This is a genomic window from Streptomyces sp. NPDC088254 (genome assembly GCF_044740925.1).
Lineage (GTDB): Bacteria > Actinomycetota > Actinomycetes > Streptomycetales > Streptomycetaceae > Streptomyces.
Genome location: NZ_JBIURQ010000015.1, coordinates 1 through 18,173 on the forward strand (window position 1 = coordinate 1; position 18,173 = coordinate 18,173).

At 72.7% G+C, this 18,173-nt stretch carries 11 protein-coding genes; 2 read left to right on the plus strand and 9 right to left on the minus strand.

Features of this window, described 5'->3' with window-relative positions:
* A partial coding sequence (locus ACIOC0_RS35600; protein WP_402160296.1) for a maltotransferase domain-containing protein occupies positions 1–786 on the minus strand: 786 nt, incomplete at its 3' end.
* Positions 787–1,310: 524 nt separating this feature from the next.
* Here ACIOC0_RS35600 and ACIOC0_RS35605 point away from each other — a divergent pair.
* Both ACIOC0_RS35605 and ACIOC0_RS35610 read left to right on the plus strand, forming a co-directional pair.
* Complete coding sequence (locus tag ACIOC0_RS35605; protein WP_402160299.1) at positions 1,311–3,929, plus strand: glycosyltransferase family 1 protein; 2,619 nt, start codon at positions 1,311–1,313, stop codon at positions 3,927–3,929.
* 147 nt (positions 3,930–4,076) lie between these two features.
* Positions 4,077–5,222, plus strand: a complete 1,146-nt coding sequence (locus ACIOC0_RS35610) for a hypothetical protein (protein ID WP_402160301.1) — start codon at positions 4,077–4,079, stop codon at positions 5,220–5,222.
* Positions 5,223–5,254: 32 nt separating this feature from the next.
* Here the strand turns inward: ACIOC0_RS35610 and ACIOC0_RS35615 are convergent, their stop codons facing one another.
* The 8 genes from ACIOC0_RS35615 to ACIOC0_RS35650 all read right to left on the minus strand — a co-directional run bounded on the left by ACIOC0_RS35615 (position 5,255) and on the right by ACIOC0_RS35650 (position 18,148).
* Positions 5,255–5,776 (minus strand): DUF1990 domain-containing protein, encoded by a 522-nt coding sequence (locus ACIOC0_RS35615; protein WP_402160303.1) that lies wholly within the window; start codon positions 5,774–5,776, stop codon positions 5,255–5,257.
* Positions 5,777–5,848: 72 nt separating this feature from the next.
* Entirely contained in the window at positions 5,849–7,513 is a 1,665-nt protein-coding gene (locus tag ACIOC0_RS35620) for a M4 family metallopeptidase (protein WP_402160306.1), read from the minus strand.
* A gap of 323 nt (positions 7,514–7,836) precedes the next feature.
* The gene (locus ACIOC0_RS35625; protein ID WP_402160308.1) at positions 7,837–9,882 is read right to left on the minus strand and encodes a M4 family metallopeptidase; all 2,046 of its coding nucleotides are present in this window, start codon (positions 9,880–9,882) and stop codon (positions 7,837–7,839) included.
* A 285-nt stretch (positions 9,883–10,167) separates the two neighbouring features.
* On the minus strand, positions 10,168–11,982 hold the full coding sequence (locus ACIOC0_RS35630; protein ID WP_402160311.1) for an ABC transporter ATP-binding protein: 1,815 nt from the start codon (positions 11,980–11,982) through the stop codon (positions 10,168–10,170).
* Positions 11,979–13,775, minus strand: coding sequence for an ABC transporter transmembrane domain-containing protein (locus ACIOC0_RS35635; protein WP_402160313.1), 1,797 nt, complete (start codon positions 13,773–13,775; stop codon positions 11,979–11,981). The genes ACIOC0_RS35630 and ACIOC0_RS35635 overlap by 4 nt, the downstream gene beginning before the upstream one ends.
* 40 nt (positions 13,776–13,815) lie before the next feature.
* Entirely contained in the window at positions 13,816–15,690 is a 1,875-nt protein-coding gene (locus tag ACIOC0_RS35640; RefSeq protein WP_402160316.1) for an ABC transporter ATP-binding protein, read from the minus strand.
* Positions 15,687–17,522, minus strand: a complete 1,836-nt coding sequence (locus ACIOC0_RS35645; RefSeq protein ID WP_402160319.1) for an ABC transporter ATP-binding protein — start codon at positions 17,520–17,522, stop codon at positions 15,687–15,689. Before ACIOC0_RS35645 ends, ACIOC0_RS35640 begins: the two co-directional genes overlap by 4 nt.
* Positions 17,523–17,644: 122 nt before the next feature.
* Positions 17,645–18,148: an ATP-binding protein gene (locus ACIOC0_RS35650; RefSeq protein WP_402160322.1), complete on the minus strand. Its 504-nt coding sequence runs from the start codon at positions 18,146–18,148 to the stop codon at positions 17,645–17,647.
* Between the last annotated feature and the right edge of the window lie 25 nt (positions 18,149–18,173).

Consider the following 18,173-nt stretch of genomic DNA (forward strand, 5'->3'; position numbering starts at 1 on the left):
CGTCCCGTGCGGCCGCTCCGCCGTCCCCTCCGACCGCGGGAAGAACTCGTACCACGACCCGTACAACGCCCGCTCCCGCTCCACCAGCAGCGGCAGGGGCTCCGACGCGGTGACCAGCTCCCGCAGGGGGTGGCGGGCCAGGACGGCGTCCACCTCCGGGGCAAGGGCCCCCGCGAGCCGGGAGGCGGCCGGGCGGTCCTCGTCGCGCAGGGCCTCGACCGCGGCGAGCAGGACGTCCCGCTCGCCCTCCGGCGCCTGCGCGGCGGCCCGCTCGTAGAGGCGGACGCCTTCCTCCAGGACGAGATCGGTGTCGATGCCCGCCGGGATCTTGATCTCCGCGTGGTGCCGCCAGGTGGCGACCGGATCGCTCCACCCCTCCACCGTGTACGTCCAGCGGCCGGGTGCGTCCGGGGTGACGTCGGCGCCCCAGCGGTCCGTGCCGGGGGCCAGCTCGCGCATCGGCGTCCAGGGGCCGGGACGGCCGTCGGGGTCGCGCAGGACCACGTTCGCGGCGACCGCGTCATGGCCCTCGCGGAACACGGTGGCCGAGACCTGGAACGTCTCCCCGGCGACCGCCTTGGCGGGCCGGCGCCCGTGCAGGACCATCGGGCGGACGTCGAGGACGGGGATGCGCCCCACGGCGGTCGCGGCGGGTGCGGCGGGCCGCTCAGGGGCGGGTGGCCCGGCGTCGGCGGGGCGCGCACCGGGAGCCGGTCCGGGATCCTTCGCGGAGCCCCTGGCGCGTGGGGGTGTCGGGGGTGCTGACGAATGGTGCCTGGCGGGCATGACCGCTCCTGTCCGCATCAACGAGGGGTGGGCGGATGGCTGTGGGGAGGTGGGTCCTGCTGTGGGGGTGCCGAAGATGTACTGGTACCCGGAATCGGCCCGGTCGTACAACTGACCGGATGTCCCGGGGTTCCGTTCGGGTCGTGCTCGGTCTCGTACCGGAGGAGCCTTCCCACCCTGTTCGGGTGAACAATCCGGCACTTTGTTAACTACTCGCGCGTATGTCCACACGTAAGTCCGGCCGTGTTTCCCCTTTCGAACCGGCATACGACAACCGTGCCGTGTGCGCCACTGGGCAGCCTCTCGTGCCCGGTGGAGGGCGACAAGGTGGCCCACGGGGGTGAAACCGGCCAGAACGGGCCGTTTCCCGGTCCCGGCGGAGGAGAGCGCGTCGTACCGCCCGCAGGCCCCCGGCCCCGGCTCGGCCTGCCCTCAGCGGCGGCGACACCCGCACCGGTAACGTTTCAAGAAGACGTGGACGCACACTGCCGTGCGCCTCCTTCAACCGCACGCCGAGGTGGAATGTGAAGGCGATCCGTCGATTCACCGTCCGACCCCTTCTGCCCGAACCCCTCCGGCCCCTGAGCGACCTGGCCCGCAATCTTCGCTGGTCATGGCACGCGGAAACCCGTGACCTGTTCCAGTCCGTCGACCCCGAGCGCTGGGCGACCTGCGGCGGCGACCCGGTACGGCTGCTGGGCGGCCTGCGCCCCGCACGCCTCGCCGAGCTGGCCGACGACCGCCGCTTCCTGCGCCGGCTGACCGCCGCCGCCGACGACCTCCACGACTACGTGACCGGCGACCGCTGGTACCAGACCCAGCCCTCGGGGCTCCCCGCAGCCATCGCCTACTTCTCACCCGAGTTCGGGATCACCGCCGCCCTGCCCCAGTACTCCGGCGGCCTCGGCATCCTCGCAGGCGACCACCTCAAGGCGGCCAGCGACCTGGGCGTACCCCTGATCGGCGTCGGGCTGCTGTACCGCCACGGCTACTTCCGCCAGACCCTGTCCCGGGACGGCTGGCAGCAGGAGCACTATCCCGTCCTCGACCCCAACGAACTGCCGGTGACCCTTCTCAGGGAGGCCGACGGCACACCCGCGCACGTGGCCCTCGCCCTGCCCGGCGGCCGGCAGCTGCGCGCGCGGATCTGGCTGGCCCAGGTCGGCCGCGTCCCGCTGCTGATGCTCGACTCCGACGTCGAGGAGAACGACCTCGGCGAACGAGGGGTGACCGATCGGCTCTACGGCGGCGGCAGCGAGCACCGGCTGCTCCAGGAGATGCTGCTCGGCATAGGAGGTGTCCGGGCGGTGCGCACGTACTGCCGGCTCACCGGCCACGCCGAACCCGAGGTCTTCCACACCAACGAGGGGCACGCCGGCTTCCTCGGCCTGGAGCGGATCGCCGAGCTGTGCGCCGAGGGGCTCGACTTCGACTCCGGCCTGGAGGCGGTCCGCGCCGGTACCGTCTTCACCACCCACACGCCCGTCCCCGCCGGCATCGACCGCTTCGACCGGGATCTCGTCGCCCGGCACTTCGGCCCGCACGCGGAACTCCCCGGCCTGGACGTCGGCCGCGTCCTGAGCCTGGGCAGTGAGACCTACCCCGGCGGCGAGGCCAACCTGTTCAACATGGCCGTGATGGGCCTGCGCCTGGCCCAGCGCGCCAACGGCGTCTCGCTGCTGCACGGCCAGGTCAGCCGGGAGATGTTCGCCGGCCTGTGGCCCGGGTTCGACGCCGACGAGGTGCCGATCACCTCCGTCACCAACGGCGTGCACGCCCCGACCTGGGTGGCCCCGGAGGTGCTGCGGCTCGGCGCCCGGCAGATCGGCGTGCACCGCACCGAGGACGCGCTCAGCGTCGGCGGCTCCGACCGGTGGGACTCCGTCGCCGACATCCCCGACCAGGACGTCTGGGACCTCCGGCGCGACCTGCGCGAACAGCTCGTCCAGGAGGTACGGGCGCGGCTGCGGGCCTCCTGGCGGCAGCGGGGCGCGGGGACGGCGGAGCTGGGCTGGATCGACGGCGTGCTCGACCCGGACGTCCTCACCATCGGGTTCGCGCGCCGCGTCCCGTCGTACAAGCGGCTGACGCTGATGCTGCGTGACCGCGACCGGCTGCGGAACCTGCTGCTGCACCCGGAGCGCCCGGTGCAGATCGTGGTCGCCGGCAAGGCGCACCCCGCCGACGACGGCGGGAAACGGCTCGTCCAGGAACTCGTCCGGTTCGCCGACGACCCCCGGGTCCGCCACCGCATCGTCTTCCTCCCCGACTACGGCATGGCGATGGCGCAGAAGCTGTACCCCGGCTGCGACATCTGGCTGAACAACCCGCTGCGCCCGCTGGAGGCCTGCGGCACGTCCGGGATGAAGGCCGCGCTGAACGGCTGTCTGAACCTGTCCGTCCTGGACGGCTGGTGGGACGAGTGGTTCCAGCCCGACTTCGGCTGGGCGATCCCCACCGCGGACGGCGCCGGCGCCGACCCCGACCACCGTGACGACGTGGAGGCGGCGGCCCTCTACGACCTGCTGGAGCAGCGGGTGACGCCCCGCTTCTACGAGCGCGGACAGCAGGGGCTGCCCGACCGCTGGATCGAGATGGTCCGCCGGACCCTCACCCTGCTCGGCCCGAAGGTGCTGGCCGGCCGGATGGTCCGCGAGTACGTCGAACGCCTCTACGCGCCGGCCGCCCGGGCCCACCGCGCCCTCACCCCGGACACGGCCCGCGAGCTGGCCGCCTGGAAGGCGCGGGTGCGCGCCGCCTGGCAGGGCGTGACCGTCGACCACGTCGAGACCTCCGCGGCCACCCCCACGGCGGAACTGGGCACCACCCTCGCCCTCCGCGTCCGTCTGAGCCTCGGCGACCTCACCCCCGACGACGTCGAGGTGCAGGCGGTCTCGGGGCGCGTCGACGAGGAGGACCGCATCACGGACGCGACGACGGTTCCCCTGAAACCGGCCGGAGCTCCCGACTCCGACAACCGCTGGACCTACGAGGGCCCGCTCTCCCTCGACCGCACCGGCCCCTACGGCTACACGGTCCGCGTCCTCCCCACCCATCCCCTCCTGGCGACCAACGCCGAACTGGGCCTGATGGCAACGCCGTTGGACGACGCGGGGGAGGGAGCGGGCGTTCTGATGCGCTGACGGTGCGCCTCTGCTCGACGCGGCCGTGCCGGATACCCGCCCGGCACGGCCCGCCCGCCGTGAATCCGGCGCGATCCGCGCCAACCGCCCGGTAATCTCGCCTGGTTGAGGAACAGCCGTTCGGGCATGGGGAAGGTGTGCGTCGGAGTGGTGGGTAGATCTCCGGACGATGAATCCGGAAGCGGTTCGTCCATATCCGATGAGGAACTGCGGGCCTTTCTCGAGGAGAGCGAGCGGGGTACGGGCGCCTCCGTCCGCAAGGAGCCGTCGGCGCGGGCCCGCATGGTCACGGAGCGTCTGCGGCAGCAGGACGCGCGAGGCGAAGTCCCCGCGGGCTGGCGCACCGGACCGGCCCTGAGGGGGACGGAAGCGCGGGCGGACCGCAGGCGCAGGACGTGGGCGTTCGTCGGTGTGCCCGTGGCGATCGCGCTGGCCGTCGTCGCGATGCGGCCCTCGCTGCTCCCCGGGGACCCCTTCGGCGGCGAGCCGGAGGCCGTCTCCGCGTCGCCCCTGCCGGCGGAGACCGCGGCCCCGACCGGAGCGCCCGGTGAGGCCGGCCCCGGCCGGCCCACGGTGGACCGGCCGTTCGCGGGATCCCCCGCGCTGCGCTGGGCCGACGGAGAGGCGGGCATCGTCCTGCCCGAGGCGACAGCGGTCGGCACGTGGTCCAAGGCGCAGGTGGAGCAGGCGCTGCGGCAGACCAAGAAGCTCCTGGTCGACGCGAACCTCGACCCGGTCACCCTGCGGGGCGGACGCCCCGAGACCGCCCTCGACGTGATCGATCCGCAGCAGAAGGACCTGCACACCCGGCTGAACACCGCGCTGAGCAGGCCGGACGAGGAACACGACCCGCTGTTGATGTTCAGCCGCTTCGACCCCCGCGAACTGCGCCTCGCCGGCGACGTGGTCAAGACCCGGGGACGGATGACGTTCGCAGCGGGCAAGGACGCCTCCGTCGCCGTGCACGCCGACTACACCTTCGTCTATCCCCTGACCCGGGCCGGGAAGGGGGCCACCGAGGTGTCCCGCGTCATCGTCCGTCGCGTGCTGGACGTCCAGCTGTCCGATCCCGCGAAGTACCTCGTCACGCCGGGGAAGATCTCCGTCCGGAGCTACCACCAGGACATCGGCAACTCCGCCTGCGACGTCCACGACGGCTACATGCACCCCTACTTCGCGACGGGCGGGCCCACGGGAGCGGCCCCGAGCGGACCGACGGTGGACCCCTACGACCGCAGCAGGGACATCACCACCGGCCGCGGGGATGAATGCGGAGTGGTTTCCCGCACCTGACGCAAGGTCATTTTGCTTGCCTGGAAGCCTGTTTACTCCTTGTCCGGACCCGCCGCCAGTTCCCGGAGCACCGCCCCGCACCGCCGGGCGTACGCCTGCTGCAGGCCGCGGGTCGCCGGGCCGCCCGCCCGGGAGTACCACTTCGCCGGGCGGCTGAACGCCGAGACGGTGAGCCACACGGTGCCGTCGCCGGTGCGGTCCACGACGAAGGACTCCTCGCCGCACTCGGGGTGGCCGGGGAGGGTGCCGTAGGCCCAGCCGGCCCGGCGGCGTTCCTCCAGCGTCCACACGACGCGGCAGGGCGCCTTGATCATGCCGGCCAGGGTGACGGTGACGTCCACGTCGGGGGCGGCGCGGTCGGCGGTGGTCGTGACGCCGACGCCCAGCGCGCGGTGCATCTCCCAGCTGAGGACCGCCTCGGCGGCGCGGCGGAAGACGGCCTCGCCCTCGCCGAGGCGGGTGCGCACGTGCAGGGCGTGGAACCCCGGCGGGCAGTGCCCCGGACGCTCGCGCGTCGCGCCGACGTCGTCGTACGTGAAGTCCCCAACAGACATGGGACCCAAGAGTAAGGGCGACACCCGGTGCGTCCAGCTTCCGGGTGCCGCCCTCAGTCGGCTTGCGGTGTCTCAGCCGACGTTGACCGCCGACCAGGCCGCCGCCACCGTCTTGTACTCGGTGCTGGTGGAGCCGTACAGCGCCGAGGCCGCGCTGAGCGTCGCGGTGCGGGCGCCCGCGTAGTTGGTGGTCGAGGTCATGTACGAGGTCAGGGCCTTGTACCAGATCTGGACCGCCTTGGCGCGACCGATGCCGGTGATCGTCGAGCCGTTGGAGGTCGGCGAGTTGTAGGACACGCCGTTGATCGTCTTCGCGCCGCTGCCCTCGGACAGCAGGTAGAAGAAGTGGTTCGCCGGGCCGGACGAGTAGTGCACGTCCAGGTTCTTCAGCGACGACGACCAGTAGTCGGCCGACGCGCCGTCCTTGCTCGGCTGGTCCATGTAGCGCAGCGGGGTGCCGTCGCCGTTGATGTTGATCTTCTCGCCGATGAGATAGTCGCCGACGTCCTTGGTGTTCGCGGCGTAGAACTCCACCGCCGTGCCGAAGATGTCGGAGGTGGCCTCGTTGAGGCCGCCGGACTCACCGGAGTAGTTCAGACCCGCCGTGTTCGAGGTGACGCCGTGGGTCATCTCGTGGCCGGCCACGTCCAGCGAGGTGAGCGGCTTGGTGTTGCCCGAGCCGTCGCCGTAGGTCATGCAGAAGCAGCTGTCGTCCCAGAAGGCGTTGACGTAGGCGTTGCCGTAGTGGACGCGGGAGTAGGCGGCGACACCGTTGTTCTTGATGCCGTTGCGGCCGAAGGTGTTCTTGTAGAAGTCCCAGGTGGTCTGGGCGCCGTAGGCCGCGTCCACCGCCGCCGTCTGGTCCGTGGAGGAGCTGGAGGCAGCGCCGGTGCCCCAGGTGTCGTCCGCGTCCGTGAACAGCGTGCCCGCCGAACTGCTGGTGCTGCGGGCCTTGTTGTACGTCTTGTGGCCGCCGCGACCGGTGTCGTTCAGTTGGTACGTCGAACCCGACAGGGAGGTGCCGAGGGTGACCGTGCCGGAGTAGAGGCTCTTGCCCGTGCCGGTCTCGATGCCCTGGTACTCGTAGAGCTTCGCGCCGGTGGCCGCGTCGGTGATGACGTGCAGCTCGTTCGGGGTGCCGTCGTCCTGGAGGCCGCCGACGACCGTCTCGTAGGCGAGGGTCGGCTTGCTGCCGTTGCCCGCCCAGACGACCTTGCGCGGGGCGCGGGAGGCGTCGGTGTCCTGAGAGCCCGCGGCCTTGGCCAGGGACAGCGCCTGCGACTCGGCCTTCGCCGCGGGCAGCGCCGCGCTGGTCGAGGCGACCTTGACGGCGGCGTTCGTCGCCTTGCTGATGCCCTGCTCGACGCCGGCGGCCGACTCGTGGACGACCAGGTCGCCGCCGAGGACCGGCAGGCCCGCGTAGGTGCGCTCGTAGCGGGTGTGGACGGTGCCGTCGGCGTCTCTGACGACGTCACGGACGACCAGCTTCTCCTGCGCGCCCAGGCCGATCTCCTGTGCGGTCGCGGGGGCCTCGGCCTGCTTGTCCTGGATGAGCGCGGTGCGCGCGGCGGGGGCCAGCGCGGTGGGCACGGCGAGCGGCTTGGCGCTCGTGGATTCCGCCGGCGACTGCGCGGCGGCGGTGCCGGCGGTCAGGCCGGTGGTGACGAGGGCTCCGGCTGCGACGGCGGTGGCGATGGCCAGAGAGGTGCGCTTGTGACGCGCGTAGAGGGAGGTCACACAAGCTCCTTGGATGTGGGGGCTGCCCGGTCGGCGTGGGGAGGCCGGCCGGTGCTGCTGTGAAGTTGTGCGGCAGGTGGAAGGAAGATTGGCATCAAGTCGCGTACATGTCATGAGGGTGTGGTGATGTTGGCCGGAAAATGATCAACCGGCGAATGTTGCCGCCGCGTCAAGCGGCTCGACGCTGGTAAAGGGGCAACAGGACGTAGGCGATCGGCGGGCAAAAAAGGGCACCGCCCCGGGGAGTCGAACCTCCGGGACGGTGCCCTGTATGTGGGGGGTGGGCCTCAATTGACGCGGTGGAGAGGCCTCCTGGCAGCGGCCTACGGGAAGGTCAGCTTCCAGCTGTTGATGTAGCCGGTGTCCCGCGCGGCGTTGTCCTGGACCCTCAGTTTCCAGACGCCGTTGGCGACCTCGGAGGACGCGTTCACGGTGTACGTGGTGTTGATGTTGTCCGTGCTGCCGCCGGTGCCGTACGCCTTCAGCGTGTACGCCGTGCCGTCCGGGGCGATCAGCTGCACCTGGAGGTCGCCGATGTAGGTGTGGACGATGTCCACGGCCACCGCTAGGTCGGACGGGGCGTTGCCCGTGCGGCCCGAGACGGTGACCGGCGACTCGACGGCCGCGCCGTTGTCCGGGATCGACACGTCGGCCGTGTTCTCGAACGAGGTGCCGCCGCCGCCACCGCCGCCGGGACGCGAGCCGACCGCGATGGCCGCCCAGGCGTTCGCCACCGCGGTGTACTCGGCGGATGTGGTGCCGTACAGCTCACCGGCCGCCGCGAGGGTGCCGGTGCGGGCGCCCGCGTAGTTGGTGTTGGAGACGAACTTGGTCGTCAGCGCGCGGAACCAGATCTTCTCCGCCTTGTCGCGGCCGATGCCGGTGACCGGGAGTCCGTCCGACGTGGGCGAGTTGTAGGACACGCCGTTGATCGTCTTCGCGCCGCTGCCCTCGGACAGCAGGTAGAAGAAGTGGTTCGCCGGACCGGACGAGTAGTGCACGTCGATCCCGCCGAGACCGGAGTACCAACTGTCCTTGGACGAGCCGTCCTTGCTCGGCTTGTCCATGTAACGCAGCGGCGTGCCGTCGCCGTTGATGTTGATCTCCTCGCCGATGAGGTAGTCACCGACGTCGGAGGAGTTGTTGGCGTAGAACTCGACGGTCGTGCCGAAGATGTCGGACGTCGCCTCGTTCAGACCGCCGGACTCGCCGCTGTAGTTGAGGCCGGCCGTGTTGGACGTGAGCCCGTGCGTCATCTCGTGGGCGGCCACGTCGATCGCCGTCAGCGGGTTGGCGTTGCCGGAGCCGTCGCCGTACGTCATGCAGAAGCAGCTGTCCGACCAGAACGCGTTGACGTAGTTGTTGCCGTAGTGGACGCGGGAGTACGCGCCGACGCCGTCGCCGCGGATGCCCGAACGGCCGTGCACGTTCTTGTAGTAGTCCCACGTCAGCTGAGCGCCGTAGTGGGCGTCCGCGCCGGCCGACTCCAGGTTCGAGGCGCTGCCGTTGCCCCACACGTCGTCGGGGCCCGAGAACAGCGTGCCGGTCCCGGAGGTGCCGCGGTTGAGGTTGTAGGTCTTGTGGCCGCCGCGCGCGCCGTCGGTCAGGTTGTACGTCGACCCGGACTGCGTGGTGGTGAGCGTGACCTGACCGCTGTACACCGTGTTGCCGACGCCGGTCTCGATGGCCTCCCACTCGTACAGCTTCGCGCCCGTGGTGGCGTCCGTGACGACGTGCAGTTCCTGCGGGGTGCCGTCGTGCTGGAACCCGCCGACGACCGTCTCGTAGGCCACCGTCGGCTTGCCGTTCGCCGCCCAGATCACCTTGCGGGGCTCACGGTTGACGCCGGGGTTCTTCGCGGATTCGGCCTTGGCGGCCGCCAGGGCCTGCGCCTCGGCCTTGGCGGCGGGCAGCTTGGCCGTGGTGGTCGCCGGCGCGATGGCCGCGCGCGTGGCCTTGACGACGCTCTCGGTGGCGCCGGCCGGGGTGCTCTCGACGACCAGGTCGCCGCCGAGGACGGGCAGGCCCGCGTAGGTGCGCTCGTAACGGGTGTGGACCGTGCCGTTCCCGTCCTTGACGACGTCACGGACGACCAGCGCCTCCTGGGAGCCCAGGCCCAGCTCCTTGGCGGTCTGCGCCTTGTCGGCGTTCGCGTCGCGTATCAGCGCGGCGCGCTGGGCGGGGGAGAGCCGGACCGACTCCGAGCCCGGGGCCGCCTGGCCGGCCGCCTTCGGGGCCTCGGCGGGTGAGGCGGTCGCCGCGCCGGACTGCACGGCGGTGGCGAGGAGCGCCGCCACGCCGACGAGCGCGGCGGCCGTGGCTCTGCGGTAAGGGGTGTGGGGGGTGCGTCTGCGAGAACTGCTGCTCACACTGACTCCTTCTGCGCGGCCGCGGATCACGCGGCCAGGGGAGACCGGACGACGGATCGGCCGTCCGGGCACGACGTAGACGTCTTGACGTCTTGGGGCGGTACGCAGAACGGGGTGATGCTGTGGGGTTGCTGTGCAGTAGCAGGGGGAAGAGTGGCAGGTGGCAGCGCTGTCTGTCAGGAGCGCGTCAAAAGATTGGCCGGAAACGGTTCGTTGACCGGGAGTTCATGTTCGATATACGGATGAGCCACCCGGATCCGGCCTTGAACTCCCTTCTCCGGGCTGTCAGTTCCTCGGCTCCCCGTGCCACGTCCCCCACAGCGCCGCGTACGGGCCCCCGGCCGCCACCAGCTCCTCGTGCGTGCCGAGTTCGGCGAGCCGCCCGTCCTCCATCACGGCCACCCGGTCCGCGTCGTGCGCGGTGTGCAGCCGGTGGGCGATCGCGATGACCGTCCGGCCGCGCAGGACCGCGGCCAGGGCGCGCTCGGTGTGCCGGGCGGTCGTCGGGTCCAGCAGCGCCGTCGCCTCGTCCAGGATCAGCGTGTGCGGGTCCGCCAACACCACCCGTGCCAGCGCGAGTTGCTGCGCCCGGGAGCCGTCCGTACGGCCCCGGTCCGCGCCCAGCTCCGAGTCGAGGCCGCCGGGCAGCTCCCGCACCCAGCCCTCGGCGCCGACGGCCGTCAGCGCGGCCCACAACTGCTCGTCGCTCGCCCCCGGTTCGGCGATCAGCAGATTGTCGCGAACCGTGCCGATGAACACGTGGTGCTCCTGGGTGACCAGCACGACCTGTCGGCGCAGCACCTCCGGCGCCAGCTCCGCCACCGGCACCCCGCCGACCGTCACCGAGCCCGCCGTGGGCGCGTCCACGCCCGCGATCAGCCGGCTCAGCGTGGACTTCCCCGCGCCGGACGGGCCGACGACCGCGAGCCGCTCACCCGGCCGCACGGTCAGGTCGACCCCGCGCAGCACCTCGCCGCCCCGCTCGTAGGCGAACCGCACGTCCGTCATCTCGATCAGGTCGTCCGCCGGGACACGAGCCGGGGCGCAGTCCGGCGCGCCGCCGGCCGCCCCCGCCGGCCGGGACGCCTCGCCCAGCCCCTCCACACGGGCGAACGAGGCCCCGCTGCTCTGGAGTTGGTCCACCCGCATCAGAATCTCGTCCAGCGGCCCGGTGAACTGGCGCAGATACAGCGCCGCCGCGACCACCGCCCCCAGACTCACCGCGCCCCGCGCGTGCAGCGCCCCGCCCAGCAGCAGGACGCCCGCCACCGGCAGCGAGTACGACACCTCGATCACCGGGAAGAACACCGACCGCAGGTACAGGGTGTGGAAGCGGGCCCGCCGCGAGGTCTCCAGCGCCTCCCGGCTGGCCGCGACCCGCCGCTCCCTCAGCCGGAACGCCTCGACCGTACGGGCCCCCGTCGCCGTCGCGGCGAGGATCTCGGCGACCTCGGAGGTGGCCGCGCCCTCGGCCAGATAGCCGGCCCGCGCCCGCCGCAGGTACCAGCGCAGCACGACCAGGATCGGCGTGAGCCCGAGCACCCCGACCGCGCCGAGCAGCGGGTCGACCAGGAACACCGCGCCGATCAGGAACAGCGCCTGCACCGAGGACACCAGCAGCTCGGGACCGGCGTCGCGCAGGGTGGCGCCCACGGCGGCCACGTCGGCGGTGCCGCGCATGGTCAGATCACCGGCTCCGGCCCGCTCCACGACCGACGCCGGCAACGACAGCGCGCGGTCGACGAACTGCTCCCGCACCCGGGCGAGCGTGCGCTCCCCGAAGCGGTGCCCCGCGTACCGGGCCCAGCGCGCCAGCAGCAGCTGGGCCAGCGCGCACACCAGGATGGCCGCCGCCAGCCGGTCCACCTCGCCGACCCCGCCGCCCTCCCGCACCGCGTCGACGATCCGGCCCAGCAACCAGGGGCCGGCCAGACCGGCCGCGGCGGCCAGCGAGTTCAGCGCGAGGACGACGGCGAAGGCCCGTCCGTCCGCCCGCACCAGCCGCCCCACGGCCCGCCGCACCTCGCCCGGCCCGGCGACGGGAAGCCGCCCCGCGCCCCGCCCGTCGTCCACCGCCACGCCCCCGCCGCCCGCCGTCACCGCAGAACCTCCTCGACACCTTCGGTACCCTCGGCGCCCGGCGCGGCCTGCCCGCCCCGCGCCCTCACCTCGCCTGCGGCGCCCCGGTCGTCCGCGTCGTCGTCCGGGTCTCGCGCCACCAGCGCCCGGTAGCCCGGCTCCGTCGCCAGGAGCTTCCGGTGCGGGCCGCTCGCCGCCACCTTGCCGTCCACCAGGTAGTGGACGGTGTCGGCGTGGTCCAGCAGCAGCGGGGAGGTGCTGGTGACGACGGTCGTGCGGCCGGCCCGCGCCGCGCGCAGACGTCCGGCGATCGCGGCCTCCGTGTGCGCGTCCAGCGCCGACGTCGGCTCGACGGCGAGCAGCACCTCCGGGTCGGCGAGCAGCGCCCGCACCAGCCGGACACGCTGCCGCTGACCGCCGGAGAGACTGCGGCCCTGCGCCGCCACGGGCGAGTCGAGCCCCTCGGGCAGCCCCTGCACGACATCCTCGGCGGCCGCCGCCCGCAGCGCCCGCCGCTCCTCCTCCGGTGAGCGTTCCCGCCGGCCGCCCACCACCTCGCGCAGGCTCCCCGCGAACAGGTCGGCCTCGTTGTCGGCGACCAGGATCCGCGCCCTGACCTGCTCCAGGGCGACCGCGTCGAGCCGCACGCCGCCCCAGGTGACGTCCGACGGCGTGTACCGGCCCAGCCGGTCGACGACCTCGGCCGCGTCGGCGGGCCGGGCGTCCGCCAGCGCGGTCAGCCGGCCCGGCGCGACCCGCACACCCGACGCGGGGTCCTCCAGCGCCGACGGCTCGGCGGGCGCTTCGGCGGTCCCGGTGTCCGGCTCGGGCTCCAGCCGCAGCAGCCGTACGACCCGGCGGGCGGCCACCACACCCCGGCTGAGCTCGTACCCCATCTCCACGAGGAACGCCACCGGGCCGACCAGCACGGCGACATAGCCGTACACCGAGACCAACTCGCCCACCGTCAGCTCCCCTTGGGCGGCGAGCCGGGCCGCCAGCCAGGTCACCACCGCGAGGAACACCGTCGGCAGCCCCACGCCCAACGCCTGCATCCAGCTGGTCACCGAGCCGACCCGGTACCCCTGGGCGCGCAGCCGCTGCGAGTCACGGGCGAAAGCGTCCGCGAACAACCGCTTGCCGCCGAGCCCGTTGAGCACGCGCAGCCCGCCCGCCAGGTCGCCGATGCGGGCGGTGAGCACGCCCTGCCGCTCCCGGTACTCGCTCTCCGCGCCCTGCAACCGTGCCATCAGCGGCCCGACCAGCACCGCCACCACCGGCATTCCCAGCAGCACCACCCCCGCGAGCAGCGGCGAGACGGACAGCAGCAGCCCGGCGACGACGATGTACACCACGAATGAGCCGACGCCCGGTCCGATCACCGTCAGCGACGAAGCGACGGTGCCCACGTCGCCCACCCCGACCGTGACGACCTCACCGGCCCCGACCCGGCGCGGCAGCGCGGCGCCCAGCCGCACCGCCTGCCCCACGACCACCTTCACCGTGCGGAAGTTGGCGTCCATGCGCACCCGCGTCATCGTGCGGTGCCGCATGATGCTCACCCAGGCGTTGCCCGCGCCGACCACGAACAGGGCGGTCGTCCAGCCGGCCAGCGCGGCCGTGTCGCCGGGCTCCAGCCCTTCGTCGACGGCCTTCGACAGCAGGTACGGCGCCGACGCCATCAGCACCAGCCAGACGCTGCCCAGCACCGCGCCGGCCACCGACCGCCCCGGCTGGCGGCACACCAGCCACCACAGGTACCGGGCGCCCCCACGGCGGTCGGGCGTCCCCGGGTCCTCGTACGCGTCGATCAACTGTCCCCCCTGCCGGTCCTCACGTCCGCCTCGGCGCGCGTCACGCCAGACTGTCCCGCCACGTCCGGTGCAGATCCGCGAACCGGCCCGTGCCCGCGACGAGTTCGGCCGGACTGCCGTCCTCGACGATCCGGCCGTGCTCCATGACGAGCACCCGGTCGGCGATCTCCACGGTGGACAGCCGGTGCGCGATCACCACCGCCGTACGGCCCTTGAGCACCGTCGCCATCGCCGCCTGCACGGCCCGCTCGCCCGGCACGTCGAGCGAGCTGGTCGCCTCGTCGAGGATCAGCACCGCCGGATCGGCGAGCAACGCCCTCGCGAAGGCCACCAGTTGGCGCTGGCCGGCGGAGATGCGACCGCCCCGCTTGCGTACGTCCGTGTCGTAGCCGTCGGGCAGCGCGCTGATGAACTCGTGCGCGCCGATGGCCTTCGCCGCCCGCTCGATGTCCTCCCGGCTCGCCTCCGGCCGGCCGATCGCGATGTTCTCGGCGACCGTGCCGGAGAACAGAAACGCCTCCTGCGTCACCATCACCACGCCGCGCCGCAGCTCGGGCACCGCGAGATCGCGCAGGTCGACGCCGTCGAGGAGGATCCGGCCGGCGCTGGGATCGTAGAAGCGGGCGAGGAGCTTGGCCAGCGTGGACTTGCCGGCGCCGGTGGAGCCGACCACCGCGACCGTCTGCCCGGCCGGCAGGGTCAGGTCGAAGCGGGGCAGCACCTCGCCGCCGGTGCGGTAGCCGAAGCCCACCGCCTCGAACACGACCTCCCGGCCGGGGCGTCCGCTCTGCCGGGCGGGCAGCTCCCGGGGCGCGGACGGCTCGGGCACGGACGGCGTCTGGGCGAGCAGCCCCGCGATCTTCTCCAGGGAGGCCGCCGCCGACTGGTAGGAGTTGAGGAACATGGCGAGCCGGTCGATCGGGTCGTACAGCCGCCGCAGGTACAGCACCGCCGCCGCCAGCACGCCCAGCGCCAGGGTGCCGTCCGCGACCCGGTAGGCCCCCCACAGCACGATCAGCGCGACGGAGGTGTTGGCGACCAGCCGGGAGCCGACGACGTACCGGGCCATCTCCAGCAGCGCGTCGCCGTTGGTCCGCTCGTGCCGCTGGTTCAGCGTGCGGAACTCGGCGTCGTTGACGTCCTCTCGGCGGAACGCGCGCACCGGGCGGATGCCGTTCATCGTCTCCACGAACTTCACGATCACCGCCGCTGTCGCGGTGGATCGAGCCCGGTACACCGCCTTCGCGCGTCGCTGGTAGATCCGCACCAGGAAGTGCAGCGGCACGAAGGACGCCACGGCCACGGCCCCCAGCCCCAGGTCCAGCCAGAGCAGCATGGCCGAGATGAAGACGAAGGACAGGACGACCGTGATCAGTTCCTGGAGCCCCTCGTTGAGCAGTTCGCGCAGGGACTCCACGTCCGTGGTGGAACGGGAGATCAGCCGGCCCGAGGTGTAGCGCTCGTGGAAGTCGACGCTCAGCGCCTGAGCGTGTCGGAAGATGCGTCCGCGCAGGTCCAGCAGCACGTCCTGGTTGACACGGGCCGAGACGATCAGGAACGCGTACTGCAGCCCGCCGGAGGCCAGCGCGCACAGCAGGTATCCGGCGGCAACGGCGACGAGCGGGCCGTGGTCGTCGTCGCGGAACGCCGGCACGGCGCGGTCGATGGCGTACGCCACCAGCAGCGGGCCCGCCTGCACGGCCGCCTGCTGGAGCAGCAGCAGGAGCGTGGTGAGGGCGACGCGCGCCTTCATCGGCGCGAGCAGTGAGCGCAGCAGGGCCGCCGTGGCGCCCGGCGGGGTGGGCAGGACGTCCCGGTCGAAGGGGTCGCCGTCGCCCCGCGCGGGCGGCTGCTCGTCCTCGCGCCCGGTGTCCTCGACGGTGGGGGAGGGGGTGGGGGTCGTGGGGGCGGTCATCGGCGGTCGTCCTCCTGGTCCCGGGACGGGGCGCCGGCCGTCGCGCCCGACGTCACGTCGCTCGTCTCGCCGGACATCAGGTGCGCGTACTCGGCGTTGGTGCGCAGCAGTTCGTGGTGGGTGCCCACGGCGGTGATCCGGCCGCCCGACAGCAGGGCGACCCGGTCGGCGAGCAGCACGGTCGACGGGCGGTGGGCCACGATCAGCGCGGTGGTGTCGGCGAGGACCTGGCGCAGCGCGGCCTCCACGGCGGTCTCCGTGTGAACGTCCAGCGCGGACAGCGGGTCGTCGAGGACGAGGAACCGGGGCCGCCCCACGACCGCCCGCGCGAGCGCGAGCCGCTGCCGCTGCCCGCCGGACAGGCTCAGCCCCTGCTCGCCGACCTGGGTCAGCCTCCCCTGGGGCAGCGCGTGCACGAAGTCGGCCTGCGCCACGGCGAGCGCCCGCTCCAGCTCCTGGGCGCCCGCGTCGGCGTCCGCCCCCATCAGCACGTTCTCCCCGACGCTCGCGGAGAACAGCGTCGGCTCCTCGAAGGCCACGGCGACCTTCGCCCGCAGCTCCTCCCGGGACATCGCGGTGATGTCCTCGCCGTCGAGCAGGATCCGTCCGGACGTCACCTCGTGCAGCCGCGGCACGAGCGCGGTGAGGGTCGTCTTCCCGCTCCCGGTGGCGCCCACGAGCGCCATGGACTCCCCGGCCCGCACATGCAGATCGACCCGCACGAGGGTGGGAGCGGCGTCCGGTTCGGCGTCGGGGTACCGGAAGACGACCCCGTCGAACAGCAAGCCGTCCTCGGCACGAGTGGGCGCAGCCGCCTCCCGCGCCGCCGGACCGCGCTCCTCCGGCTCCGCGTCCATCACCTCGAAGTACCGCTCGGTGGCCGTCGCCGCCTCCTGGCTCATGGCCAGCAGGAACCCGATGGAGTCCACCGGCCACCGCAGGGCCAGCGCCGTGGACAGGAAGGCGACCAGCGTCCCCGCCGACAGGTCCCCGTCCGCCACCTGCACCGCCCCGAGCACCAGCGCCGCCCCGATGGCCACCTCGGGGAGCGTCACGATGACCGCCCAGATCGTCGCCAGCAGCCGCGCCTTGCGCAGTTCCGTCCCGCGCAGCGTCCGCGACAGGTCCCGGAACGCGCGCGCCTGACTGCGGTGCCGGCCGAACCCCTTGATGATGCGGATCCCGAGGACGCTCTCCTCGACGACCGTCGTCAGATCACCCACCTGGTCCTGCGCCTGCCGCGCCACGATCGCGTACCGGCGTTCGAAGAGCACGCACATCACCATCACGGGGATCGCGGGCCCGAGGATCACCAGCCCCAGCGACCAGTCCTGCATCAGCATGATGATCACGCCGACGATGATCGTCACCCCGTTGACCAGCAGGAACGTCAGCGGAAAGGCGAGGAACATCCGCAGCAGCATGAGATCCGTGGTGGCCCGGGACAGCAGCTGCCCGGAGGGCCAGCGGTCGTGGAAGGCCACCGGCAGCCGCTGGAGGTGCCGGTAGAGGCCCGAGCGCATCTCAGCCTCGACATGGGCCAGCGGCCGGGCCACCAGCCACCGCCGCAGTCCGAACAGCACCGACTCCCCGATGCCGAGCAGCAGCAGGTACAGCGCGCCCAGCCAGACCCCGGCCGGGTCCCGGTCGGCGACCGGGCCGTCCACCATCCACTTCAGCACGAGGGGGATCACCAGTCCCATGCACGAGGCCACCACGGCGACGAACGCGGCGGTGAACAACCGCACCCGCACCGGGCGCACATAGGGCCACAGGCGGAGCAACGTCCGTACGGAGGAACGATCCTTGGTGCTTGCACGTGTCGTCGGCATCACCGGCGAGCCTACGGACCGCCACTGACGTCGCCCAGCGAGTTTTGGCCGGAACGTGATCGTGCGATGGTCCTACGACCTGCGTGTTCGGCCGTGCGAACGGCCTGGCGGTGGCCCCTGGGTCAGTGGTCCGCGACCCGCATCTCGAACCACGTCGTCTTGCCCCGGGGCAGCAGATCGACCCCCCAGCGGTCGGCCAGCTTGTCGACGAGGAACAGGCCCCGGCCGCTGACGTCCAGCTCCTGCACCGGCATCAGACAGGGCAGCCCGCGCGAGGGGTCGCGGACCTCGACGCGGATCCGCCCCCGAGGGCGGCGCATCCGGAGGCCGAAGACCCGCGCGCCGGTGTGCCGGACGGCGTTGCCGACGAGTTCCGAGGCGAGCAGTACGGCGTCCTCGGTCATCCTCGGGCTGAGCTGCCAGCGGCGCAGGACGATGACCTGGACGAGTCGGCGGGCGGCGGCGGCGGACTCGGGACGGGACGGCAGCTGGACCTCAGCTTCGGTCGGGTCGCCGAACAACTCCACCGCGTTGAACGCCCGTTCGTCCACGACCGCGGGCGACCAGCGTGCCGCGGTCACGCGACCGTCCCCCCGCGGCTGATCGATACCCTCCAGCCCCGCCATGCCCCCCATCATGGCCGTCCGGCGC